Source organism: Burkholderia sp. 3C (assembly GCF_054589155.1).
This window is the reverse complement of the sequence record NZ_BAAILN010000119.1, coordinates 93,663-116,546: the sequence shown is the minus strand read 5'-3', so window position 1 is coordinate 116,546 and position 22,884 is coordinate 93,663. Positions and strand designations below refer to the sequence as shown.

General features: G+C 65.5%; 22 protein-coding genes and 1 pseudogene. 14 read left to right on the top strand and 9 right to left on the bottom strand.

Annotated elements, in window-relative coordinates:
- The first annotated feature begins 51 nt into the window (after positions 1 to 51).
- A complete protein-coding gene (locus ACYP33_RS23780; protein ID WP_459624178.1) occupies positions 52 to 1,176 on the top strand; it encodes a succinylglutamate desuccinylase/aspartoacylase family protein in 1,125 nt (374 codons plus the stop codon).
- Between the two features lie 176 nt (positions 1,177 to 1,352).
- Here the strand turns inward: ACYP33_RS23780 and ACYP33_RS23775 are convergent, their stop codons facing one another.
- Positions 1,353 to 1,946: a superoxide dismutase gene (locus tag ACYP33_RS23775; protein WP_459624216.1), complete on the bottom strand. Its 594-nt coding sequence runs from the start codon at positions 1,944 to 1,946 to the stop codon at positions 1,353 to 1,355.
- A gap of 480 nt (positions 1,947 to 2,426) precedes the next feature.
- On the opposite strand from ACYP33_RS23775, the gene ACYP33_RS23770 reads away from it, so the two are divergent.
- The 3 genes from ACYP33_RS23770 (at position 2,427) to ACYP33_RS23760 (ending at position 5,612) form a co-directional block, all read left to right on the top strand.
- Complete coding sequence (locus ACYP33_RS23770; RefSeq protein ID WP_459624177.1) at positions 2,427 to 3,137, top strand: DJ-1/PfpI family protein; 711 nt, start codon at positions 2,427 to 2,429, stop codon at positions 3,135 to 3,137.
- A gap of 226 nt (positions 3,138 to 3,363) precedes the next feature.
- The gene (locus ACYP33_RS23765) at positions 3,364 to 3,711 is read left to right on the top strand and encodes a DUF485 domain-containing protein (protein WP_459624176.1); all 348 of its coding nucleotides are present in this window, start codon (positions 3,364 to 3,366) and stop codon (positions 3,709 to 3,711) included.
- Positions 3,708 to 5,612, top strand: coding sequence for a solute symporter family protein (locus tag ACYP33_RS23760; RefSeq protein ID WP_459624175.1), 1,905 nt, complete (start codon positions 3,708 to 3,710; stop codon positions 5,610 to 5,612). Before ACYP33_RS23765 ends, ACYP33_RS23760 begins: the two co-directional genes overlap by 4 nt.
- Before the next feature lie 40 nt (positions 5,613 to 5,652).
- Here ACYP33_RS23760 and ACYP33_RS23755 read toward each other — a convergent pair whose 3' ends face one another.
- Positions 5,653 to 7,008, bottom strand: coding sequence for an aminotransferase class I/II-fold pyridoxal phosphate-dependent enzyme (locus ACYP33_RS23755; protein WP_459624174.1), 1,356 nt, complete (start codon positions 7,006 to 7,008; stop codon positions 5,653 to 5,655).
- Positions 7,009 to 7,180: 172 nt separating this feature from the next.
- Between ACYP33_RS23755 and ACYP33_RS23750 the strand changes: the two genes are divergently transcribed.
- Entirely contained in the window at positions 7,181 to 8,326 is a 1,146-nt protein-coding gene (locus tag ACYP33_RS23750) for a M20 family metallopeptidase (protein ID WP_459624173.1), read from the top strand.
- Positions 8,327 to 8,567: 241 nt separating this feature from the next.
- Here the strand turns inward: ACYP33_RS23750 and ACYP33_RS23745 are convergent, their stop codons facing one another.
- On the bottom strand, positions 8,568 to 9,185 hold the full coding sequence (locus ACYP33_RS23745) for a TIGR00645 family protein (protein ID WP_459624172.1): 618 nt from the start codon (positions 9,183 to 9,185) through the stop codon (positions 8,568 to 8,570).
- A gap of 111 nt (positions 9,186 to 9,296) precedes the next feature.
- Positions 9,297 to 10,685, bottom strand: coding sequence for a phosphatidylinositol-specific phospholipase C domain-containing protein (locus ACYP33_RS23740; RefSeq protein WP_459624171.1), 1,389 nt, complete (start codon positions 10,683 to 10,685; stop codon positions 9,297 to 9,299).
- Between the two features lie 56 nt (positions 10,686 to 10,741).
- Between ACYP33_RS23740 and ACYP33_RS23735 the strand changes: the two genes are divergently transcribed.
- From ACYP33_RS23735 to ACYP33_RS23725, 3 genes are read left to right on the top strand one after another with little or no spacing between them, the layout of a single operon-like run.
- Entirely contained in the window at positions 10,742 to 11,794 is a 1,053-nt protein-coding gene (locus ACYP33_RS23735) for a DUF1223 domain-containing protein (RefSeq protein WP_459624170.1), read from the top strand.
- A gap of 25 nt (positions 11,795 to 11,819) precedes the next feature.
- Positions 11,820 to 13,946 (top strand): protein-disulfide reductase DsbD family protein, encoded by a 2,127-nt coding sequence (locus ACYP33_RS23730; RefSeq protein WP_459624169.1) that lies wholly within the window; start codon positions 11,820 to 11,822, stop codon positions 13,944 to 13,946.
- Positions 13,946 to 14,269 carry a hypothetical protein gene (locus ACYP33_RS23725; protein ID WP_459624168.1) on the top strand — a complete coding sequence of 108 codons (324 nt, stop codon included), beginning with the start codon at positions 13,946 to 13,948 and terminating at the stop codon, positions 14,267 to 14,269. Before ACYP33_RS23730 ends, ACYP33_RS23725 begins: the two co-directional genes overlap by 1 nt.
- Before the next feature lie 28 nt (positions 14,270 to 14,297).
- On the opposite strand, the gene ACYP33_RS23720 is transcribed toward ACYP33_RS23725, so the two are convergent.
- Positions 14,298 to 15,734 carry an MFS transporter gene (locus ACYP33_RS23720; RefSeq protein WP_414439774.1) on the bottom strand — a complete coding sequence of 479 codons (1,437 nt, stop codon included), beginning with the start codon at positions 15,732 to 15,734 and terminating at the stop codon, positions 14,298 to 14,300.
- A gap of 142 nt (positions 15,735 to 15,876) precedes the next feature.
- Here ACYP33_RS23720 and ACYP33_RS23715 point away from each other — a divergent pair, with 142 nt between their 5' ends.
- Positions 15,877 to 16,734 (top strand): LysR family transcriptional regulator, encoded by an 858-nt coding sequence (locus tag ACYP33_RS23715; RefSeq protein WP_414439775.1) that lies wholly within the window; start codon positions 15,877 to 15,879, stop codon positions 16,732 to 16,734.
- A 206-nt stretch (positions 16,735 to 16,940) separates the two neighbouring features.
- Here ACYP33_RS23715 and ACYP33_RS23710 read toward each other — a convergent pair whose 3' ends face one another.
- From ACYP33_RS23710 to ACYP33_RS23700, 3 genes are read right to left on the bottom strand one after another with little or no spacing between them, the layout of a single operon-like run.
- The gene (locus tag ACYP33_RS23710; protein WP_459624167.1) at positions 16,941 to 17,105 is read right to left on the bottom strand and encodes a UTRA domain-containing protein; all 165 of its coding nucleotides are present in this window, start codon (positions 17,103 to 17,105) and stop codon (positions 16,941 to 16,943) included.
- On the bottom strand, positions 17,035 to 17,340 hold the full coding sequence (locus ACYP33_RS23705) for an amidase family protein (RefSeq protein ID WP_459624166.1): 306 nt from the start codon (positions 17,338 to 17,340) through the stop codon (positions 17,035 to 17,037). Before ACYP33_RS23705 ends, ACYP33_RS23710 begins: the two co-directional genes overlap by 71 nt.
- Positions 17,255 to 17,542, bottom strand: a complete 288-nt coding sequence (locus ACYP33_RS23700; protein ID WP_459624165.1) for an amidase family protein — start codon at positions 17,540 to 17,542, stop codon at positions 17,255 to 17,257. Before ACYP33_RS23700 ends, ACYP33_RS23705 begins: the two co-directional genes overlap by 86 nt.
- A 233-nt stretch (positions 17,543 to 17,775) precedes the next feature.
- On the opposite strand from ACYP33_RS23700, the gene fliE reads away from it, so the two are divergent.
- Together fliE and ACYP33_RS23690 are read left to right on the top strand one after the other, a co-directional pair.
- Entirely contained in the window at positions 17,776 to 18,114 is a 339-nt protein-coding gene (gene fliE, locus ACYP33_RS23695) for a flagellar hook-basal body complex protein FliE (protein WP_459624164.1), read from the top strand.
- A gap of 58 nt (positions 18,115 to 18,172) precedes the next feature.
- A pseudogene (locus ACYP33_RS23690) lies at positions 18,173 to 18,535 on the top strand (transposase); the annotation flags it as partial.
- A gap of 153 nt (positions 18,536 to 18,688) precedes the next feature.
- Here ACYP33_RS23690 and ACYP33_RS23685 read toward each other — a convergent pair.
- Positions 18,689 to 19,537: a FadR/GntR family transcriptional regulator gene (locus tag ACYP33_RS23685; protein WP_459624163.1), complete on the bottom strand. Its 849-nt coding sequence runs from the start codon at positions 19,535 to 19,537 to the stop codon at positions 18,689 to 18,691.
- Between the two features lie 236 nt (positions 19,538 to 19,773).
- On the opposite strand from ACYP33_RS23685, the gene ACYP33_RS23680 reads away from it, so the two are divergent.
- From ACYP33_RS23680 to ACYP33_RS23670, 3 genes are all read left to right on the top strand, one after another.
- On the top strand, positions 19,774 to 20,982 hold the full coding sequence (locus ACYP33_RS23680; protein WP_414439780.1) for an ABC transporter substrate-binding protein: 1,209 nt from the start codon (positions 19,774 to 19,776) through the stop codon (positions 20,980 to 20,982).
- Between the two features lie 63 nt (positions 20,983 to 21,045).
- Entirely contained in the window at positions 21,046 to 21,906 is an 861-nt protein-coding gene (locus ACYP33_RS23675; protein WP_414439781.1) for a branched-chain amino acid ABC transporter permease, read from the top strand.
- Positions 21,903 to 22,884, top strand: a 982-nt coding sequence (locus ACYP33_RS23670; protein ID WP_459624162.1) for a branched-chain amino acid ABC transporter permease, incomplete at its 3' end; no start/stop codon positions are given. The genes ACYP33_RS23675 and ACYP33_RS23670, both read left to right, overlap by 4 nt.

Here is a 22,884-nt window from a genome sequence, read left to right as displayed (position 1 = left end):
ATCACGTCACGCCATCGCCATCCCATTCGCTTATTTCGCATTCCTCACGCCATGTACACGCAATCGACCCCGTTGATCTCGCCCGCGATCGGCACGCGCCGCGAACTCGAGAGCCTGCATTTCGGCCCGCTCGAAGCCGCCGACGCCGGGCAGAAGATCTATATCCAGGCCGCGCTGCACGCCGACGAAACACCGGCGATGCTGGTGGCCGTGATGCTCCGGCGCCGCCTGATGGAACTGGATGCCGCCGGCGAAATCGCGGCGCAGATCGTGCTGGTGCCGGTGGCCAACCCGGTCGGCCTGGCCCAGCACGTGCTCGGCCAGTTCATCGGCCGTTTCGATCTGGCCAGCGGGCGCAACTTCAATCGCAGCTTCCCGGCGCTGGTCGACGATGCCGCGTCGCTCGACGGCGCGCTCGGGCCTGACGCGCAGGCCAATATCGCCGCCGTGCGGAAACTGATGCGCGAGACGCTGGCGCGGCAGACGCCGCGCACCGAGTTCGAATCGCTTCAGCACGCGTTGCTCGAACTGTCGCTCGACGCCGACGTGGTGATCGATCTTCATTGTTCACTCGAAGCCACCCTGCATCTCTACACGAGCGACGAGGCGTGGCCGCAGTTCGAGCCGCTGGCCCGCTATCTCGGCGCGCAGGCCTCGCTGATCGCGACGGATTCGGGCGGCCAGGCCTTCGACGAGGCGCACAGCCTGCCGTGGTGGACGCTGCGCCAGGAACTCGGCCGCGCCACGCCGCTGCCGCCCGGCACCGTCGCCACCACCATCGAATGCCGTGGCCAGCGCGACGTGAGCTACGAGACGGCGGCAGCAGACGCCGAAGCCATCATCGATTTCCTGCGCGCGCGCGGCGCGCTGCGTGGCGAGGCGAAGCCGCTGCCGCCGCTGGTGCAGGCGCCGACGCCGCTGGCCGGCAGCGAGCAGTTCTACGCGCCGGTCAGCGGCATCCTGGTGCATCGCGCGGCCACCGGCGACCGGATTCGGGTGGGCGATCCGCTGTTCGATATCGTCGATCCGCTGAACGATGAAACGCACACGGTGCACAGCGGCACCGAAGGCGTTTTCTACATGCGCCGCGCGATCCGTTTCGTCACGGCCGGCGCGCCGCTCGGCCGCGTGACGGGCACCCGCCCGATCCGCACCGGGGTGCTGCTCGGCGCGTGATGCCGAGGCGGGATACCGGGTGCGCCGGCCCACGCCGGTGAGCTTGGCGGCGGCCTGCGGGACGCCTGCGCGATCGGCAACGGCATGCCGACGACGATCGCGCCGCCGTGCTCGTCGAAGCGAAGCTCGCGAACCTGCAACGGGTCTCGAAACCCCGCCGCAGTTATCGCCCTTCCTCAGATCCGCGCATAGTTCGCCGACGCGAAATTCCAGTTCAGATGCTGGCCGATCGTCGCCGCGAGATAGTCGGGGCGACGGTTCTGGTAGTCGAGGTAGTAGGCATGCTCCCACACGTCAATGGTGAGCAGCGGCAGTTGACCGCCACGGGTATACGGCGTTTCGCCGTTGCTGGTCTTGACGATTTCCAGCTCGCCACGATCCGCCACGAGCCACCCCCAGCCGCTGCCGAACTGCGATGCCGCCACCGTCATCAATTGCTTCGACATCGCCTCCACCGAGCCGAACTTGTTGACGATCGCAGCCTTGAGCTTGTCGTCCGGTTCGGTTTTCGTGGGGCTCAGCGATTTCCAGTAGAAGTTGTGATTCCACGCTTGCGCGGCGTTGTTGAACACGTCTTCGAGATCGCTTCGGCCGTGCGATTCGAGCACGACCTGCTCCAGCGACAGGCTGGCCAGCGGCGTGCCGTCGACGAGCTTGTGCAGGTTCTCGTAGTAGGCGCGATGATGCTTGCCGTAGTGAATGCTCAGGGTCTTCGCCGAGATCACCGGTTCGAGCGCGTTCTGGGCGAACGGCAGCTCGGGCAAGGCCAGCGGCGATGCGCCGAGATAGGCGAGGATCGAGGCATCGTCCAGTTTGGTCGCGCTCGCGCGTGGTGCGGTTGCCGCGACACCGAGACGGGACACGAAGAAGCCCGCGGCACCGATCGAACCCGTGGCGAGCAGTTGGCGGCGGGACAGTTTGGTTTGTGACATTGTTGACTCCGTAGTGTGGGGTAACGAGAGCGACGCGTGCACTCTCCCACCGAAAACGGCTGACCTCAACGTCTTATTCCATGCCGATCAAGATAAAAAACCGTTGATCCCGACCTGCCGCGAAGGGGGTGGCCCGGATCGGCGCAGCCCGTTTCATGACACCGGCTACCGGACCTTCCGTTCAGCACGACGCTTACGACCCATCCGAGCGGGCGCCCGCACCTCGATTCGAACCCGCCACGTCTTGACACCCCCGCAAGTTCAGCTATATTTGTACCTTCGTATTACAATTTTTGTACCAATACAAAGGACAAACATATGACGATCCCATCGGATATTCACCTCAAGATCGGCGGCATCATCTTCCCGGACATGGACCAATGCGACTTCACCGGCCCGTTCGAGGCGCTCGCCCGCGTACCCAATTCCAGCTTCTTCACCCTCTGGAAGGACAAGAACCCGGTACGCGACCTCGCCGGCATGCGGCTCCTGGCGGACACCACGTTCGACGAGGCGCCCCAGCTCGACGTGCTGCTGGTGCCCGGCGGATACGGCCAGGAAGCGCTGATGAACGACGAGACCCTGCTCGGCTTCATCCGCAAGCAGGCCGAAGGCGCCCGCTACGTCTACTCGGTGTGCACCGGCGCGCTGCTTTGCGGCGCGGCCGGCCTGCTGCAAGGACGCCGCGCCACCACCCACTGGACCGCGATGGACGTGCTGCCGCTGTTCGGCGCGACGCCCAGCGACGAGCGCGTCGTCATCGACGGCAAGTTCATCAGCGCCGGTGGCGTCACGTCCGGCATCGATGGCTCGCTGATCGTGGCGTCGCTGCTGCGCGGAGAGACGGTCGCCCAGGAATTGCAGTTGTACATGGCCTATGATCCGAAGCCGCCGTTTCAGGCAGGATCGCCCGCCACGGCGCCCGCTTCCGTGCTCGCCACGGTGACCGAACGCGCCCGGGCCATTACCGAAAAGCGCCTGGCGACCGGCCTGGCCTACCAGGCAGCCCGTGCGGACGTAAGCGTCTGATCTCCTCGCGTGCGAGCGCGCCCTGCGCTCGCACCGCCCCCGCCTCGAAGGCCGATATCCGATTCAGCGATATCGGCTTCCCCTTTGGAAGCGCCGTTCTCCACGCAGGTTTACCCCAATTTTTTTCCGATTGACCGATCGTTTCGACATGCTTACATTGACTAGGACATATATTTTTTCGTACCAGTACAAATTGCATTCGATCCTTGTCGATCTGGAGAAATGAATGGCTGCGCGCATGAAATTTTCAAACCCCATTGCTCCGACGTCGCCGTCGAAGCGCCTGCCCGGTACGTTCGACGCTTGTGTCGCGTCGAAGCACCGCTTGCTGGTCTGCCTCACCGCCGCTTTTTTTGCCTGGTACTTCGCATTGCTGATCGGGGATGGCTGGTTTCGCGCGCTGTTCGCCACCCGCATCGCCGGCACGCTGAACGTCGGCATGCTGTTTACGCTGTCGCAGTACCTTTTCGGCGCGGGCCTCGCGATCGTCTACGCCCGTCGCATGCGCACCATCGACATGCAATTCGCAGCGATGGCGGCAGCGGCAGCCGACGCGCACGGAGCACAACGATGAAACGCCATGCACGCTCGAACCTGTTGCCGTGGATGGCCACGTGCACCGCTGCCCTGCTGTTCCCCGCCCTCGCACATGCGGCCGACGTGGTGCCGCGCACCTACCGGCCACACGCCTTTGCCATTTTCGCCGCCGTCATCGCGCTCACGCTGATCATCACCGGGTTCAGCGCGAGACGGCGCAAGAGCGCCACCGAGTTCTACACCGCCGGCGGCGGCATCTCGGGCTTGAAGAACGGCCTGGCGATCGCCGGCGACTATCTGTCCGCCGCCGCGTTTCTCGGCGTGTCCGGCCTGATCGCGCTGTACGGGTACGACGGCATGCTCTATCTGGTAGGTTTCTTCGCCGCGCTGATTCCGGTGCTGCTGCTGGTCGCGGAGCCGTGCCGCAACCTCGGGCGCTACACGTTCGGCGACATCCTGGCCTACCGCCACAGCTTCAGGACGTCCAAGGTGCTGGCCGCGTTCTCCAGCGTCATCGTCGCGATCTTCTACATGATTCCGCAGATCGTCGGCGGCGCCGTGCTGCTCTACGCCTTGCTCGGCGTGCCGTACGAAGTCTCCGTGCTGGCCGTCGGCGGCCTGATGCTGCTGTATGTGACGGTGGGCGGCATGCGCGCCACGACCTGGGTGCAGATCATCAAGGCGGGGCTGCTGCTCGGGATGTGCGGCCTGCTGGCGATGCTGGCCATCGCGCCGTTCGGCTTCAACGTATCGGCGCTGCTCGACGGCCTGTCGCATCAGGCCGCCTTGCACGACTGGCTGCTCGCGTCGCACCGCATGACGGCCGGCGACGGCACGCTGCTTGCCCGCACGTTTTTCGAACCCGGTCTTTACCTCAAGGACCCCGTCGAGCTGCTGTCGCTGGGCCTCGCGCTGACGCTCGGCACGGCCGCCATGCCGCATATCCTGATGCGCATGTTCTCGGTGAAGAACGCGCAAACCGCCCGCAAATCGGTGCTCTGGGCGATGTTGTGGATCGGCGGCTGCCACATGCTGATCATCGTGATCGGATTTGCAGCGGCCTATTACGTCGGCGCGGCCAACATCTCCGCGGCCGACAAGGGCGGCAACCTCGCCGCGTTGTTGCTCGCTCAACACCTCGGCGGCGGCGCCTCGACGGCCGGCGGGAACCTGTTGCTGGGCGTCATGGCCGCGATCGCGTTCGTGACCATCGTCGCGGTGGTGGCCGGGCTGACGCTGGCGGCGGCCTCGTCGCTGGCGCACGACGTGTATGTCGGCGCGCTGAAGGGCGGCCATGCCTCGGACCGCGAACAGGTGATGGCCGGCAAGGTGGCGTCGGTGCTGGTGGCGTTCATCGCCACGGGCGCGGGTTTGTTCGCCAAAGGCCAGAACGTCGCGCATCTCGTCGGGCTCGCCTTTGCCGTGGCGGCGTCCGCCAATCTGCCGGCGCTGCTCGCCACGCTCTACTGGAAGCGCTGCAATACCGCCGGCGTGGTTGCCAGCGTGGTCGGCGGCGCGATCGTCACGATCTCGCTCGTGCTGGTGTCGCCCAACATGCAATATCCGCTCGCCGTTCGCACCGAGGCGAGCCGCGCACTCGCCGCCTCCAGCGCGAAGCTCGCGGCCCTCGAAACCGAAGGCGCGGCACGCTACCGCGGCACGGGGGAATTCAATGCGGCACGCGATGCCGCGCGCGCGAGCCGCGACGCGGCGCAGGCCACGCTCGATTCGATCGGCTCGCGCACCACCAGCCTGGTCGGCCTGCGGGAACCGCTCGTGTCGCTGCGCAATCCCGGGATCGTGTCGGTGCCGCTCGGCTTTCTGTTCGTGGTGATCGGGTCGTTGCTCGGACGCCGGCGCGGGTCCGACGCCGGATGGAGATCGCTGGTGTTCCGACGGGACAGCGGAACCGATGTCGCCCATGCGATCGATCATTGACGCACGGCCGCCACGTCGTTCGATGCCCTGCCGCGCCGGCTCAGGCGGCCAGGGTGGACGACGCGGTGCTGCGTACCTTCACCAGCGTATCGACGAAGTCGAGCGTCTGGGCCGGCATCATCCGTGTCACCGTCACACGGATGCCGTGCTGCCCGCCCAGGGTGAACTCGCCGCCGGCCCGCACCAGCCAGCCGGCCGCGAAAAGCCGCTGCGCGATCTCCTGTTCGTCCGGAATCGGCACCCAGACGTTCAGGCCGGCGCCGGGCAGCACGTCGAAGCCGCGCTTGCTCAACGCGGCCGTCAGCAACTGGTGGCGCTCGCGGTACGCGGCGCCTGCCGCCACGATCTTTTTCTGCACCGAGGCCGTCGTCACGAGCCCGAACACGAGGCGCTGCACCAGCGTGCTGACCCATCCCATTCCCACGCTTTGACGTTGCTCCAGATGCCGAATGGTCTGTTCGTCGCCGGTGGAGAACGCAATGCGATAGTCCGGCCCGAGCGCCTTCGACAGCGATCGGACCGTCAGCCAGCGCTGCGCGCCGGTATGCCACGCATGGTAAGGCGCAATGCGCAGCATGTTCGTGTGGTCGTCGTCGATGAACAGCACGTTCTCATTGCCGGCGACGAGCTTTTTCAGCTCGGCCGCGCGTGCGCGCGAGGTCACGATACCGGTGGGATTATGGGCGCGCGTCGTCGTGATGACCGCCTTCACGCCGCTCCTGAGCGCCTTGCGCAGGCTTGCCGGCGTAATGCCCGCCGGGTCGATCGTGAGCGGTACCGCATCGAGGCCCATCGCGCGCACGAGGGCATGCACGCTGATATAACCCGGGTCCTCGATCGCAATCTTGTCCCCTGCCCGGATGCCCGCGACCGTGAGCGCCCGTTCGATCAGATCGAGCGCGCCGGCCGACACGAAGATCCCGCCCGCCACCTCGATGCGATCCTCGACGAACTGCGTGCGAGCCCATTCGACAAAAGCATCGTCGTTCCGGTGCTCGCCATAGAGCCGCGGTTCGACGCTCATGCGCGCCATGGCATCGCGAAGCTCGGCCTCGTCCGGCAGCAAGGCCATATCGGGATTGCCGTCCCTCACGAAGTGGGTCTGCACGGGGCGGCCCGCCGCGTCGCGTGCGCCCGTTGCCGAAGCGTGACGGTTGACCGTCGACCCTTTGCGGCCCTCCCCGGAAATCAGGCCGCCGTCCCGAAGCTGCCGGTAGGCAACCGCCACCGTGTTCTTGTTGATGCCGAGGCTGTCCGCCAGCGCGCGCACCGTCGGCAGCGTATCGCCGGGCTTCAGGCGATCTTCGAGTATCGCCCGCTCGATCGCGTGCCTGATCGCGTCGGCCTTGCCTTCGGACGGGCTGGCGTTGTCCAGATCGATGACGAGCGTTTCCATGAAATCCCCTGTGCTTATTAAGACATAGTTTATCCGACAATGGGACAACTTGAATATCTCCGCCGCGCCGCTTGCCGGTTCGTGTCGGCACGGCCGCCATGAGGTGTTTTTTCCCCGGACAGACTCCGGCTTCCGACCCACACGTAACCATCCACGATCCGACAACGCCGTCATGAACGAAACCCTTTTCGACCCGATTCTTCTGACCCAGCATATGGTGCAAACCCGAACGGTCAACCCGCCCGGCGATGAGCTGGCTCTCGCCATCGACCTGAAAGGCTTGCTGGAGAAATTAGGACTTCATACCGTGGTTCAGGACGTGGCGCCCGGCCGCGCAAACCTGATTGCATGGAACACCGGCACGGGCGGCCCGCGCCTGTGCTTCACCGGGCATCTCGACACCGTTCCGTTCGGCGTTGCCAGTTGGCGCGCTGCGCCGTTGAGCGGCCATATCGACGGCGACCGGCTTTATGGGCGCGGCGCATCCGACATGAAAAGCGGCATCGCGGCGTTCGTGTCCGCGCTCAAGCGTTACCGGGACCAGCATGAAACGCTGCCGTGCGTGCTGGTGGTCCTGACCGCGGGCGAGGAGACCGGCTGCGAGGGCGCGAAACGCCTGAGCGAACTGGACGTGCCGCCGCTGAACGTGGGCGCGATGATCGTCGGCGAGCCGACCGCGAATCAATGCGCGGTCGGCCACAAGGGCGCGCTCTGGCTGCATGCGCATACGTCGGGCCGCTCGGCTCACGGCGCGATGCCCGAACTCGGCGACAACGCGATCTATCACGCGGCCGATGCGATCCGGCAGTTGCGGATCTTCGACTTCGAGGCACCCGATGATCCGTTGCTCGGCCATCCGTCGCTGAATGTCGGAACGGTCTCGGGTGGCGTGAACATCAATTCGGTGCCCGATGCCGCGACGTTCTCGATCGACATTCGCACGGTAGGCCAAACGCCGCACGATGCGTTGGTCGATCGCCTCGGCAACTATCTTGGGCAGAAGGTACGTTTATCCGCTTCGGTCGACGTGCCCGCGCTGACCAACCAACTGGAGAACCGGTGGCTAGGCTACGCGATTGAAACGACCCAGGCCGTGACCGGTGTCCGGACGGGGCACACGACGGTGGCCTACTTCAGCGACGGCCCGGTATTGAGAGCGTGGCTCGGCGAAGTCCCGACCGTGATCCTCGGGCCGGGCGAGCCCTCGCAGGCGCATCAAACCGACGAATGGTGCAGCGTGCAGCGCATTCTTGAATGTACCGAGATCTATTTCGAGTTGATATCGGGCTGGGGGAAATCGGGGGTGGCTGGTTGGTAAGTGCACTTTGCGACGGCGGCGCGGATTTATTTCGGGGTATTGAAGATGTGTCGTCGCAGGAATTGATCAGTACCCCGCCCCCGCGCGCGGCGAAACCGTTCCCGGGTCAGTACATGACTGGAGAGACACGATGAACGACGGTATATGTCATGCCGGACCTGACCGCAACACGCGGTCGGCTGTCCGCACCAACCATGGCGATGCCCGCAAGAGCCAAGGCCCCCGAAATCAAACCCGCGCCTCACTTGAGTATCCGAGTTTTCGCCGTGATCCAGTCCATCCCCGCGAGCAAGACCGCGGACACGACAAACGTCATATGCACGGCGATCCCCCATACGATCGTTTGAAGGCCGACCCGATCGATCGACAAAAACCCTCGCAGTACCTCGATGGCCGATATCGCCACGATCGACGCCATCAACTTCAATTTGATGTCGGTGAACCCTACGTGCCCTATCCATTCCGGCGTATCTTCATGGCCACCCAGCTTCAGTCTCGACACGAAACTCTGATAGCCGCCGAAGATAATCATGAGCAACAGGTTGGCCATCAGGGATAGATCAACCAGCGACAGCACGCCCAGGATGACGTCTTCCACCTCGCTATCGAGCAAGGTCATGGCGAGATGCCAGAATTCCTGGCAGAACTTGACCAGCAGCATGACCATGCCGAGCGCCAGGCCAGCATAGATGGGAGCCAGCACCCAACGACTCGCAAACAGGCCGTGCTCAAACAGCCTCTCGACAACATTCGAAGCGTGGCCTTCAGTTTTTTCAGTGGGTCGCATGATCTTCCTCGATGCCGGGTGAGCCGGCGTTTTCCTGGGTGCCGGCAGTGCCGCGTCAGGGTCGAGCGACAATCCGCTCTGCTCTGCACGGCGCCGCCGATTCATTACCGACTTCCCACTGGGCACTCGCACGAATCAGGCCGCGTCGAGTGGCCGACAGGCAAATCGAGCGCCGTCCGCTCGTCAGAAGTTACTGTTGATCATCAGGTCGATCAAGATCTCCTCGGGCGGGTTGCCGACGTAATCCATGGGAATGGTGCCGTATCGACCCTTGCCGTGCGTGATCAGATAGGTGACGAGCGCGGCATTGATGCCGTCCTCTCCCACCGCAAAGGCCCGGGGATCGTCCCACCCATGCCCCGACGCCGTGCAACTCGTGAAATTGACGAACCATGCGTCCGGCAGCTTGTTCTTGGCGTAATCCAGATACTTCACGATCAGTTCGACCTTGCTGGCCATCATCCGGGTTTGAAGGTCGTACCAATCCTGAATGGCAAAAGGCAGATTGCCCGGTTGCTGATGGACGACGCTGCCGTCACCGAACTGGTCGAACGTGTCCGAATTCTCCGGCCACGGATGGATGTTGCCATTTGCATCCTTGAATTCCGTCAGCCCGACGCCGGAATTCGGATCGCCGACCTTGTTGTGATTGGTCGCCGGGTCGATCCAGTAGCGGCGCAGCAGCACGAGTTTGCCTCTCAAATCGCCCAGCGTGGGAGGAACCTGACTGGTGGAGACATGCGACACCACATCCTGATAAGGTGCCTTGGCGAAAAAATCCAGGATGGCGTCGTGGAATCCGTCCGTGGAGCCGTGCTCGTCCTTCACGCACATCACGACCACTTCGTGCGAATTGGCCTGAAGAAATTCCACCACGGGGCGCACGCAATCGTTCCAGAACCAGAGGGCCGTTGGCGTGGATTCGTGCATGATTTCGAACCGGAGGCTTTTATTGATCCGGATGTCGAGAAAACGAATGCCCGCGGCAAGCTGCTGCGAAATGCTCAGGCCCTGGCAGATTCTCGATCGCGCGACGGCGTCGTCTTCCCGGGAAGTAATGGCCGCCGTCCCGGTATCGTGCGACCCCGGCAGCGTCAGTTCGTGGAGCCGCACACTATCGGGAAGCCGCGATATCCAGCTTCTCGTATCGGCTTTCGGCATGACGACCACCGTCAGGTGTCGCCAATTCCAGGAATAAGTGTCCCAAGGCTGTTTGTCGTATTGGGCTTCGATCATCCAGCACCGGCCGGCTGCCTGCCCGTACGCAGCCAGGCAGCCCTGCCGCTTGCCGCCGTCCACCACCTGTCGGGCGTCGACCCAGGCTTCCACCGCCTCGCCGGTATCGAAGCGAAACGTGACCAGAAATTTCGCACTGCTCTGGCCGTTCGCGATTTCGGCATGGACTTCATGCCGCCCGTTCCCCGCGAGCGCCAATCCGTTCAATTGCGTGGGCGCCGCCACCGGGTTGCCCTGGTTATCCAGTTCCCAATCATTCTTGTTTTCCAGCGACACTTCGACTTTCACCGATTGCGTCCCCAGATTGACAACACCGATCTGACAGCCGTAACTCATTTTGATTTCCCCCGTCGCAGGTTCACGTTATCCGAATCAGGCCTCGGCCGTTACGGATGTGCTCGATTACTTTGAGATTTTCTACAAATCGATTCGTCGATACGGTTTCACCAGAAACGTGTCACCTGTCGAGTTGGAGCGCCGCTACGCGCCAGACAGCTCGTGAGTGCCTGTTAATCTCTGGTCGGGCCATTCTAGTTTTTTTAATCACGTATCACACCCCTGAACATGGCCGGATTCCGCCGCTGCGCCGAAGCAATCGGGAGAAATTCCGCCGCAGGTCACGATCTCTTCGCACCACCCAATATTTTCAAGCCCGCTGCGACGAAGCGGGTGTAACCGGCCGGCGCCCGACGACGAACTACCCATCACGTTCGTCACTGGAGTTCGACATGCTGCCCCGTTTCCTTCTCGCCCTGTGCGCCGGTTCCGCCGTGCTCGCCAGTTCCCACGCGTTCGCCGCCGCGCCCCGCCCCGTGGTCGTCGAACTGTATACCTCGCAAGGTTGCTCGTCGTGCCCGCCGGCCGATCGCTTCCTCTCCGAGCTTGCCGATACGCGCGCCGACGTGCTGCCGCTCGCGTTTCACGTGACCTACTGGAACCAGCTCGGCTGGAAGGACCCCTATTCGCTCGACCTCGCCACGGACCGACAGGCGCGCTACGCCCAGCGCTTCGGCGACGGCTCGTACACGCCCGAGATGGTGATCGACGGCGCGGCCGGCGTGGTCGGCTCCGATCGCGACGCAGCCAATGCCGCCATCGCGAAAGCAAGGACATCGAGCGTGACTGCCGCCTCCGTCGACGCGAGCCGCAACGGCGGCACGGTCACGGTATCGGTGGGCGCAGGCGCCGGGCGGGCGCGTGTGCTGCTGGTCGGCTATGACACGCGCCATGCCACGTCGATCGGGCGCGGCGAAAACTCCGGCCGCACGCTGACCGAATCGAACATCGTGCGCGGCTTCATGCCGATCGGCGAATGGTCGGGCACCGCGCTGGCGTTCAAGACGGCTCCCGTGGCGGGCGAACGGCTGGCGGTGCTGCTGGAAGCGCCGGACGGCAGGATCGTCGGGGCCGCGCGCGTCGCGGACGCCGGCGCGAGCCCGCACTGAGCGGCCTGCACACCGGGAGACGGCAATGCGAAACCTGGGCACGCGGCTGGGCGGAATACTCACGGCGGTACTGTGCGCGGCGGCACTCGGTCAGGCGAGCGCCGCCCACGCTGCCGCATCCGAATGGGTCGGCGACGCGCGTGCGCAGGTGCGCCTGGTCACCGCCGTCGACGCGGTGGCCGGCGCGTCGCTGCAGGCCGGCATCGAATTTCATTTCCCGCGCGGCTGGCACGGCTACTGGCGCACCCCCGGCGATGCCGGCGTCGCCCCGCATCCGGACTGGTCGCACGCGCCGGACGTGGCGTCGGCCGCGATGCAGTGGCCGGCGCCGACGCGGCTCGTGATCGACGGACTGCAAAACGCGGTGTACCGCGACAACGTCGTGTTGCCCCTGACGATCGAGCTTCGCAAGGCCGGTGCGCCGGCGCATCTGAACCTGACGCTCGACTACGCGACCTGCTCGAATGTCTGTGTTCCCGAGCATGCGGATTTGGCGCTCACGCTGCCGGCCGCCACGGTGCCGCCGCCGGCCTCGGCGGAAGCCGCCGAACTCGACGCGGCACGACGCGCTGTGCCGGCTCCAGCCACGCAGGCCGGAATCTCCGTGATCTCCAGCGAAATCTCGATGCGCGCAGGCGTCCGCAACCTCGACATCCATCTCCGCAGCAGCACGCAGCCGTTCACGGCTCCCGACCTGTTCGTCGAAGGCGCGGGCAGCGGGCTGCCTGCGGCGCCGGTGGTCCGGCTATCGAACGATCGGCACGACGCACAACTGGACGTTACGCTGCCCGACTCGGCCAACAACGCGCAATCACCGGCCCTGACGCTCGTCGATGGCGCCCGCGCCGTCGAAATCGGCCCGGTGAGCGCGAACAGCCGCTCGTCGTCTTCCCCGTCGATCCTGTCGCTGCTGTCGATCCTGCTCACCGCGTTCGCGGGCGGCCTGATCCTCAACCTGATGCCGTGCGTGCTGCCGGTCCTGTCGCTGAAGGCGTTCGCCCTGCTGAAAACTGCCGGCACCTCGCGCCGGTCCACGGCCCGGCTTGCCGCCGCGTCCGTGCTCGGCACCCTTGCCGCGTTCGCCTTGCTGGCCCTGGCGTTGAGCGCGTTGAAGCTCGGCGGCATCGCGATCGGCTGGGGCATCCAGTTCCAGCAACCGTGGTTTCTCGCGAGCATGGCCGTGGTGACCGCGCTCTTCGCGGCGAGCCTGTTCGACTGGCTGGCGATCGGCCTGCCACGGGCGCTCGCCGATCTGGCGGGCGCCTCCACCCCACGTGGCCCGCTTGCCGAGGCGTTTCTCTCGGGCGCGTTCTCGACCTTGCTGGCCACGCCCTGTTCCGCGCCGCTGGTCGGCACGGCGATCGGCTTTGCGCTCGGGCGCGGCCCCTTCGAGATCTTCGCCGTGCTGCTCGCGATGGGGCTGGGCATGTCATCGCCATTTCTAGCGATCGCGATCGCCCCATCGCTGGTCGCCTGGCTGCCGCGTCCCGGCCCGTGGATGAACCGTGTACGAACCCTGCTCGGGCTCTTGCTGCTGGCGACGACCGGATGGCTGCTGGTGTTGCTGGCGAGCGCCACCGGCGTGCGCATCGCGCTCGCGGTCGCGCTGGTGATTGCCGCGCTGCTCGGCATGCGCGCGCTGCTGTCCCGGGCCGGCACGGCACCGGCATCGCGCTGGACGACCCCGCTGCTTGGCGGGCTCGCGATCGGCGCGATCGTCGTCGCGGCGCTGCCGGGGAACGACGCGGCACCGGACGCGGCGGCTGCGGTGGCTGCGAGCCGCGATGCCGCTCCCCCTGCCGGCGACGGCTGGCAAGCATTCGATCCGGCCCGCATCGCAACGCTGGTGGCGAACGGCAAGACGGTGTTCGTCGACGTCGACGCCACCTGGTGCCTGACCTGCAAGGTCAACGCGCTGACCGTCCTGCGCCGCCCCGAGGTGCAGCGCGCGCTTGCGGCGCCGAACCTCGTGCGCATGCGCGCCGACTGGAGTCACGCCGATCCCGGCATCGCGCGCTACGTGCAAAGCTTCGGCCGCGCCGGCATTCCGCTCGACGTGGTGTACGGGCCAGGCGCGCCGAACGGGCGGGCCCTTCCCGAGTTGCTGAGTACCTCCGCGATCCTCGATGCGCTCGACCGGGCGCGCACGTGATGCGCCGGCGCGCCCTGGAGCATGGCGATGTCGGGCTGGCCTCTTGGCTGCCTCGCCGCCTCGACGACGGCATTGCCCGTCACGGCAATCGGCATCCGCGCGCGAATCCGCTGCGGCTCGACGGCGTCATTTCGTGCGCGAACGAGGCGCTTCGACTGCTGTCGTCCCGACTCGAGCGCCCGACCATCAAGGCCCGGCACCTGAGCATTCCGGCCGTTTTTGTCGAACGCGCCTCGGCGCGCGTGGCCGATTCCGATCCGACCATGCAACGCCGGGCGACGGCGCGCGACATGGCCGCGAAGCACGGGAGCGACGTTCCCTGAGCGCATCGCCGTCCGGTTGCGGCCTGCCTCAGCGCGCTCGCCGCTGATCCGGCAGAAACAGTGAAAGCACGCCACCGACGGCCAGCAACCCCACATTGCAGCCGAGCGCAATGGCAAATGCATGGTCGTACGCCGCCGTTCCGTCTCCGGCGCCGAGCGCGGCATAGAACACGCCACCGATAACCGCGACACCCAGCGCCGAGGCGATCTGGAACGTCGACATGACGACCCCGGACGCCAGGCCCGCATGCTTCGGCGCGACTCCGCCAATGATCGCCTTGATGACGGAAGGCATGACCGTGCCGAATCCCAGCCCCGCGATTGCCAGGCCGATATCGCGTCCGTCCGGCAGCGCGTTCGCCACGGCGACGAGCGTGATACCGAAGCCGACGACCTGCAGGGCGAACCCGATCGTCAGCGCGAACTTGCCGAGCTTCCCCATGACATGAACCGAGGCAAGCGACGCCACGAAATAGGCGATCGCGTAGGGCAACGTCGCCAACCCGGCCTGCAACGGCGAGAGATGCAGCCCCGCTTGCAGGTACACGGAGAAGGTCAGATAGAACGACGAGAGCATGTACAACGCGAAGGCCATCGCCACGCCAACGGACAAGCCCGGCGCCTTGAAGAGCTCGAAGTCGACAAGCGGCGCACCGCCTCTCCTGGCCAGGCGCTGCTCGAAACGCACGAACAGCGCGAAGGCAAACGGCGCGGCAATCAGCATCGCAACGATCCACCTCGGCCAACCGGTTTCCCGCCCTTCCACCAGCGGATAAACGAGCAAGCCCAGCGCAGCGCAAAGCAGCACGACACCGCCGAAATCGAGACGTTGCGCGTGATCGGCCCGCGAGTCGCGCAAAAACATCCCGCCCCCGACGAAGGCCACCAGACCGATCGGCACGTTGATCAGGAAGATGGCCTGCCAGCCGAATCCCAATGGGTGGAACGACATCAGCACGCCGCCGAGAATCTGGCCGCAGATGTTCGCGAGGCCAAAGGTCGCGCCATAAAGGGCGAGCGCGCGGCCCTGCTCTTTCGGAACAAACAGGACGCGGATGCACGCCAGCACCTGCGGTGCCATGACGGTGGCGGTGAGCCCTTGCAGCACGCGCGCCGCGATGAGTGCGGAGGCGGATGGCGCGAGCCCGCACATCGCCGAGGCCAGCGTGAAGCCGGCAACGCCGGTCACGAACATGCGCTTGCGCCCGAACAGGTCGCCAAGCCGTCCGCCGGTGATGAGGAACACGGCATAGGTGGCGGCATAGGCCGAAATGATGAATTCGATCTCGCCCGACGTGGCGCCGAGGTCGAGGCGGATGGCAGGGAGCGCCAGGTTGACCACGTTGAAGTCGAGGATCGGCAGGAAGGCCCCGGTCAGGAGCACGAGGAGCGCCAGCCAGCGCCGCGGGTCGGCTGTGTCCGTGTCGGGCGAAGCAAGCGGGTGCGCCTTGTCGAGTGTGTTCATGAAATGGCCATTCGTCGAATGCGTTCGGAAGCCGGAGGGCCCGTCCGAACCGGTGGTCGGTGATGGCGACTATGCGTTACCCTCTCTCATAACTCAATATCATGCATGAACGTATCAGTGATAACAGATTAGGATGATTGATATGCCAACACTCGATGTCGACGCGGTGCGTGCCTTTACGCTCGTCGCGGATCTTCAGAGCTTCACGCGCGCCGCCGAGGCGATGGACACGACGCAGGCGGCGATCAGCATGAAGCTGAAGCGGCTGGAGGCGCGGCTGGGCGACAAGCTCATCGAACGCACGCCGCGCCTGGTTCGGCTTTCCGCGCGCGGCGCCGCGTTTCTGGACGTGGCGCGCGAGTTTGTCGCCGCGCACGAACGTGCGCTGGCGGGGCTATCGGGCGCCACGCGGCGCTTCGCGCTGGGCTTGAGCGACCATGTTGCGGGGCCCGACCTGCCGACGATGCTCGCGCGATTGAATGCTTACGATCCCGCGCTGGTGATCGAGGTTCAGATCGGCTCGTCGCGCGAGCTGCTCGACGGGTTCGAACGCGGCAAGCTCGACGCCGCGATCCTGCGTCGCGAGGACGATCGAAGAACCGGAGAAGTGCTCGCGCTGGAACCGCTGGGCTGGTTTGCGTCGCCGGGCTTCGTGCATCGTGAAGGCGCGCCCTTGAGGCTCGCATCGCTTTCGGCGTCGTGCGGCATACGCGGCATGGCAACGCGCAAGCTGGACGCAAACGGCATTGCGTGGACGGAGGTATTCATCGGCGGAGGAACGGCGGCCGTCACGGCGGCCGTGTCGGCCGGCCTCGCGGTGGGCGCGTTCGCGCATCGGGTCGCGCCGCCGGCTATTGTCGAAGTCGGGGCAGCGCTCGGGTTGCCGGCACTGCCCGCGTCGGAAATCGTATTGCACTCGAGCCTGTCCGACCCGAAATCGCGCGAGGCGCTACGCGTGATCGCTGCGGCGTTCCGGGAGCATCGGCCTGCGATTCGATAAGCGGTTTCGGAGGCGGCGCCCACCAGAACAGCCCGGGGATCGACTGGCGGGAATGGCGCGAGCGCCTCGGGTTGCCGGCCGATTTCGAATCGAAGGTGGTCCGCTACGGCAGCTTCAACCCGATGCGGGAAACGCGGGTGGCGTACTTGCACGAGCAGGTAGCGGCCTGATTGTCGCGGCGGCCGACGCCGCCGGACACTGGCACGTCACCCCACCAGCTTGCCCTCGACGCCGCTCGTCACCACAAATTCATAGCGCTCGGGCCGGATGTGAAACACGGTGGCCTCGCACACCCGACCATCATCGAGCCGCGTCGTGCGCCGCATGACCAGAAGCGGCGAACCGATCGCCACGCCGAGATGCTCGGCCACACCGCTTTGCCACGGTCAGCGCGAACACCGGTGCAGCATCGAAACTGCGGTTGCAGTAGACGAACCCCGTCGTATCGATGCGCCCAGGCGTCGGCTTCAGCCCGACGATGTTGTTGCACGCCGCGGGCACGCGCCCCGACCGGCCGGTGTCACTGCCGATCGAGAAAGCCACCTGCCCTTTGGCAACCGCCACGGCCGATGCCGTAATTCGACCCGCCCGGTACGTGCGCCGCATTGAATGCGTTGCGACAATGGCCCCCCACGCTACGCGTGCCGACCAGACCGGTGGCGAACTGATCGAGGTTCTGCTTGTCGATGAAGATCGCGCCCGCGGGGTCGAGCCGCGCGACGAGCGCAGCACTTTCCGCCGGTGTGTAGGCGAAGGCCGTGCAGCCGGCGGTGGTCGGAATGCCCGCCACCTCGATGTTGTCCTTCATGCCGTACGGCAAGCCGAATAAAGGAGGCAGCCCATTCTTCGATTTTCTTGTGATTGATTAGCCATCCTTCACGTCTCAACAGGACGTGCCGGAAATCTCCAGCTTTTGCTGCTACGGTTTTTCGGGGGAACATCGAGCGCCCAGCCGCATCGGACATTCGACCGATACCGCGACATCGAAAAATTTGCGATTTTAGCCAAGGTGTCTACACGCAAGCGAATCGAGAGGTCACGATGATCCCGGTAAATCCGCTCGCATCTGCGCTGCACCAGATGCAGGCGATGGCCAGCCAGGCTGCCAATGCAGCCCCCCCTGATTCATCCACCGCGGCTTCAGCCAGCGCCGGCCCGACAAACTTCGCGCAAGCGCTCCAACAGTCGATCAAGGATCTCAACGTCAGGCAGGCGCAGGTAGGTGGCGAGGCGCAGGCATTCGAACTGGGCGCACGCAACGTATCGCTTCATGCCGTGGCGATTGATGGTGCAAAAGCCAATATTCAACTTCAGTACGCCTTGCAGATTCGAAACAAGCTGGTAAGCGCTTATACCGACATCATGAAAACATCGTTGTAGCACCGAGATATCTGCCGTGCGTACGATGCCGCTTTTTAACCATGTCAGGCATGAAGTGATGGACGTATCGATCGAACGAGAACGACGGCGGCGCTGGATGGCAGACCAAAAGATTGCCATGGTGCACGAGAGCTTCGAGCCAGGAAAATCGGTTTCGACGATCGCGCGCGAACATGGCGTGAATCCCAACCAGCTCTTCCACTGGCGCAAGCAATATCTGGACGGGAGCCTGTCGACGGCCAGGACTCGCGAAGACACGGTCATGGCCTCGAAGTTGGCCGACGCGCTCAAGCAGATTCACGAGTTGCAGCGAAAGCTGACCAAGAAAACCGTGGAGAACGAAATTCTTCGCGAAGCCGTGGAGTATGGCCGCGCCAATGAATGGATCGCGCACTTTCCCTGGCTACCCGGAGATGACCCGTGAAACGAGGGGGTGGCGTTCTCGGCGTATTGCGCGGCAGGAAGGTGATCGGAATGCACGACCGGGGACGATGCCATCGAAGCAGTCGATGATGGCCGACAGATACGCCTTCAGTGACACGCCCCGAAGATCTCTGCAACGGTACGACGGACATCAGCGTTCCTCATCGCCGTCCTCCACAGGCATGGCCATCCGCGCCCTCACGCGCTTGCGAATTTCCGAATCGAGGATCAGCCGCCCGCGCAGCTTGCCCTTCATGCGCTTCACATGCTTGGGCGCCTCGGTCATGTGCTCCACCATCAGCGCGCGTACCTTCTCCACGTCGCGTGCACGCGCGGCCTCGGTGATGGCGCGGTGGATCGCCACGTTGGCCTCGCCGAAGCGCTTGTGCTCCACCAGCGGCGTGTCGTTCCGGAATTCGATCAGTTGCCGGATCATCTCGTTGATCAGTTCGCAGGTGAAGCGCAGGAACGGGTTCGGGTTGGCCGCCGCGAGGATGTCGTGGAAGGTCACGTCCTCCTGCCGCTGGCGCACCAGGTTGCCGCGATCGTGCGGCCCGGCCGAACCGTCGCAGCAGGCGATGTTGGCCTCCAGCGCGGCGAAGTCGCGCTCGCTCAGGTGCGGCACCGCGCCGGCCGCCAGCTCCGGCTCCAGCAGCTTGCGCACCGTATAGATGTCGTCGATCGACACGTCCTTGAAGAACAGGTAGTTCTGCAACAGCTGCAAGGTGCGGTCGAGCGGCACCTCCACCACCATCCCGCCACCGCCCGGGCCGGTGGTCACCTTGATGAGCCCCTGCACCTCGAGCGACTTGAGCGCTTCGCGCATGGTGCTCTTGCTGACCGAATAGAGCTGCTGCAGCTCGGCTTCGCGCGGCAGTCGATCGCCCGGCTTCAAGTCCTTCTCGGTGATCAGCCGCTTGATTTCCTCGGCGACCAGATCCGCGCGCTTCTGCTGCTTGATCTCGACCGCGACAGCCGCTTTCGCTCGATCCATGCCCATCTTCCTGACTCCCTTCCTGTTCTGACGGCGCCTGCCGGCCGCGTTGCGCGCGACGGCGGTGGCCGGTTCGCGGTAGCGAATTTTGCCTGATTGACAGCGGATTCTGACATACCTAGGATCATGTTCATCCTATTTATCATGATAAATAGGATGAACCGGTGGCCGCCCGAGCGAGGCGGCCCGAGCGATCGGCAGCCGGCCGGCTCGCCAGCGTCCGTCCCCGAAGGAGCATCCACTTGAATCGCCGTGAACTGTTGAAACTGGCCGCCGCGTCGGCCATGCCGGGTGCGCTCGGCGCCCTCGCCTCCCGCACCGCATTCGCCGCCGGCGCGCCGCTCGAGCTGGCCTGCCCGGTGCCGATGTCGGGCCCGTTCGCGGCGAACGGCAAGTACGCCGACCTGGGCATGAAGCTGGCCGTGCAGCAATACGGCCAGGTGCTCGGCTCGCCGCTGTCCTACGTCACGCTCGACACCGAAGGCAAGCCGGCCACGGCGGTGCGCCGGGTGCAGGAAGTCGCGCAGCAGAAAGGCGTGCGCTACTTCGCGGGCGGCATCCTGTCCTCCGAATCGCTGGCGATGGGCAAGGAGGTCGAGAAGGCGGGCGGCGTGTTCATCACCACCGCGGGAGCCGACGAGATCACCGGCAAGGACTGCAACAGCGCCACCTTCCGCTGGTCGGTGCCGACCTACGGCGCAATCGAGCAGACCGTGCGCCCGCTGATCAAGATGCTGCCCAACGCGAAGCGCTGGTACACCATCACGCCGCAATACGTGTTCGGCGAGGGGCTCCTGTCGGCCGCCAAGGCGATCTTCCAGGAAGCGGGCATCCAGCACGTCGGCAACAGCTATCACTCGCTGGCCGAGAAGGAATTCAGCGGCTACCTGACCAATGCCGTGGCGGCCAAGCCCGACGTGCTGCTGATCCTGAACTTCGGCTCGCAGTCCTCGGACACATTGCGCCAGGCGATCAGCTTCGGCATGAAGCGCAACTGCACGATCCTGATGGCCTGGGCCTCGGGCCTGGAGCAGTTCGAGACGCTCGGCGCGGATCTCTGCGACGGCGTCTATTTCGGCGCGCAGTATTGGCACGGCATCGATTCGCCGCTGAACCGCGATCTCGTCAAGCGCGCCAACGCGGCCTTCCACGCCAACCCGAACTACAGCCTGGCCGGCTCCTACATCTGCACCAAGATCCTGCTCGACGGCATGCTCAAGGCCGGCACCACCGATCCGAAGAAGGTGATCGCCACGCTGGAGGGCATGAAGTACGACGGCCTGACCGGCCCCGAGGAAGTGCGCCGCGCCGATCATCAAGTGCTGAAGAACTACTACCTGCTCAAGGGCAAGGCCAAGAACCGCATGAAGAACGCCGACGACTACGCCGACATCGTCAGTTCCGGGCAGTCCTTCCTGGCCGCCGACAAGACCGGCTGCAAGCTCGGCTGACGCCGACCACGCGACGACGGAGGCGCCCGGCGCCTCCTTCCTCTTCTGCGGATTCTTCCTGCCATGAATGTCTATCTGCTGCAGATCGTCAACGGCATCGGCGTCGGGATGCTGTACTTCCTGCTCGCCGTCGGCCTCTCGATCGTGTTCGGCCTGCTGCGCTTCGTGAATTTCGCGCACGGCGCCTTCTACCTGCTGGGCGCCTATTTCTGCTATCAGGCGCTGCAATGGGAAGCGAACTTCTGGGTCGCGCTGCTGGTGGTGCCGCTTGCGGTGGGCGCCTTCGCCTGGCTGGTCGAGAAGCTGGTGCTGCGCCACGTCTATGCGCAGGCCCATGAATTCCACATCCTGGTTACGGTCGGCCTCGCGCTGGTGCTGCAGGAATGCGCGATCCTCATCTGGGGCCCGCTCGGCGACAACGTGCCGGTGCCGGCTTCGCTCGACGGCGTGGTGATCTGGGGCAGCTTCGTCTACCCGAAGTACCGGCTGTTCGTGATCGGCTTCACCGCCGTGCTGGCCGCCCTGCTCTGGTGGCTGCTGGACGGCACGCGGCTGGGCAGCACGGTGCGCGCGGGCAGCGAGGCGGCCGAGATGGTGTCCCTGCTCGGCATCAACGTGTCGCGCGTGTTCAGCCTGGTGTTCGCGCTGGGCGCCGCCACCGCCGCGCTGGCCGGCGTGCTGGCCGCGCCGATCCGCGGCGTCGATCCCTTCATGGGCATCGAGGCGCTCGGCGTCGCATTCGTGGTGGTGGTGGTCGGCGGCATGGGCAACTTCCTCGGCGCGCTGGTGGGCGGCCTGCTGGTCGGCATCGTGCAGAGCGTGATGAGCACGCTGTGGCCGGAAGGTGCGCGGCTGATGATCTACGTGGCGATGGCGGCCGTGCTGCTGCTGCGCCCCAACGGCTTGCTCGGGAGGGCCGCATGATCGAGGGTTCGAAACCGCTGGTCGCCGCGCCGCGCCCGGACGAGGCGGCCGGGATGGCCGTCGACGGCACGCCCCCGCGCGGCATCTGGCGCCGCCATTACGAGACCTGGCTGGCGATCGCGGTCGCCTGCGCGCTGCCGCTGGCGCTGAACTCCGGCTCGCTGGCCACCGAGGTGCTGGTCTATGCGCTGGCCGCCCTCGGCTGCAACCTGCTGCTCGGCTACACGGGGCTGCTCTCGTTCGGCCAGGGCATCTTCTTCGGCCTGGGCAGCTACACCGCGGGTATCGTGCTGACGCGCTTCGCGCTGCCCTTGCCGCTCGCGCTGGCCGCCGCGATCGCGGTCGGCGCGCTGACCGCCGCCGTGGTGGGCTGGTTCTCGATCCGCCAGCGCGGCACCTATTTCGTGATGCTGACGCTGGCCTTCGGGCAGTTGTTCTACTTCCTCGCCTACACCACGCCCGACCTCACCGGCGGCGACAACGGCCTGCTCGACATCCCGCGCCCGGCACTGTCGATCGCCGGCCACACGCTGCTGCCGCTGGCCGCGCCCTGGCAGTTCTACGGCTTCGTGGCGGTGCTGTTCGTGGCAGCGTTCTGGCTGCTGCGGCGCGTGACGCGGTCGGTGTTCGGCCGCACCTTGCTGGCGATTCGCGACAACGAGGCGCGCGCCGCCGCGGTCGGCTACGACGTGCCGCGCTTCAAGCTGCTGGCCTTCGTGCTGTCGGGCGCGGTAACCGGCCTGGCCGGCGCGCTGCATGCGCTGATGACAGGCATCGCGCCGCTGTCCAACATCGACTATCACACCAGCGAGATGATCCTGGTGACCACCGTGATCGGCGGCACCGGCAAGCTGTTCGCCTCGGTGCTCGGCGCGGTGTTCTACGTGTTGTTCTCGGACTGGCTCTCGACGCTGTGGCCGCGCTGGCTGCTGCTGCTCGGCCTGGTGCTGATCGCCGTGAGCCTGTTCATGCAGCGCG

What these genes read in the sequence shown, in the direction of transcription:
- ACYP33_RS23705 (WP_459624166.1), bottom strand. Translation starts at nt 17,340, where the DNA reads ATGCGGCGCACGTACCGGGCGGGTCGAATTACGGCATCGGCCGTGGCG.
- ACYP33_RS23720 (WP_414439774.1), bottom strand. Translation starts at nt 15,734, where the DNA reads ATGAACACACTCGACAAGGCGCACCCGCTTGCTTCGCCCGACACGGAC.
- ACYP33_RS23735 (WP_459624170.1), top strand. Translation starts at nt 10,742, where the DNA reads ATGTGCTCGATTACTTTGAGATTTTCTACAAATCGATTCGTCGATACG.
- ACYP33_RS23725 (WP_459624168.1), top strand. Translation starts at nt 13,946, where the DNA reads ATGCGCCGGCGCGCCCTGGAGCATGGCGATGTCGGGCTGGCCTCTTGG.
- ACYP33_RS23780 (WP_459624178.1), top strand. Translation starts at nt 52, where the DNA reads ATGTACACGCAATCGACCCCGTTGATCTCGCCCGCGATCGGCACGCGC.
- ACYP33_RS23755 (WP_459624174.1), bottom strand. Translation starts at nt 7,008, where the DNA reads ATGGAAACGCTCGTCATCGATCTGGACAACGCCAGCCCGTCCGAAGGC.
- ACYP33_RS23700 (WP_459624165.1), bottom strand. Translation starts at nt 17,542, where the DNA reads ATGAAGGACAACATCGAGGTGGCGGGCATTCCGACCACCGCCGGCTGC.
- fliE (WP_459624164.1), top strand. Translation starts at nt 17,776, where the DNA reads ATGATCCCGGTAAATCCGCTCGCATCTGCGCTGCACCAGATGCAGGCG.
- ACYP33_RS23750 (WP_459624173.1), top strand. Translation starts at nt 7,181, where the DNA reads ATGAACGAAACCCTTTTCGACCCGATTCTTCTGACCCAGCATATGGTG.
- ACYP33_RS23675 (WP_414439781.1), top strand. Translation starts at nt 21,046, where the DNA reads ATGAATGTCTATCTGCTGCAGATCGTCAACGGCATCGGCGTCGGGATG.
- ACYP33_RS23765 (WP_459624176.1), top strand. Translation starts at nt 3,364, where the DNA reads ATGGCTGCGCGCATGAAATTTTCAAACCCCATTGCTCCGACGTCGCCG.
- ACYP33_RS23760 (WP_459624175.1), top strand. Translation starts at nt 3,708, where the DNA reads ATGAAACGCCATGCACGCTCGAACCTGTTGCCGTGGATGGCCACGTGC.
- ACYP33_RS23685 (WP_459624163.1), bottom strand. Translation starts at nt 19,537, where the DNA reads ATGGGCATGGATCGAGCGAAAGCGGCTGTCGCGGTCGAGATCAAGCAG.
- ACYP33_RS23715 (WP_414439775.1), top strand. Translation starts at nt 15,877, where the DNA reads ATGCCAACACTCGATGTCGACGCGGTGCGTGCCTTTACGCTCGTCGCG.
- ACYP33_RS23770 (WP_459624177.1), top strand. Translation starts at nt 2,427, where the DNA reads ATGACGATCCCATCGGATATTCACCTCAAGATCGGCGGCATCATCTTC.
- ACYP33_RS23740 (WP_459624171.1), bottom strand. Translation starts at nt 10,685, where the DNA reads ATGAGTTACGGCTGTCAGATCGGTGTTGTCAATCTGGGGACGCAATCG.
- ACYP33_RS23730 (WP_459624169.1), top strand. Translation starts at nt 11,820, where the DNA reads ATGCGAAACCTGGGCACGCGGCTGGGCGGAATACTCACGGCGGTACTG.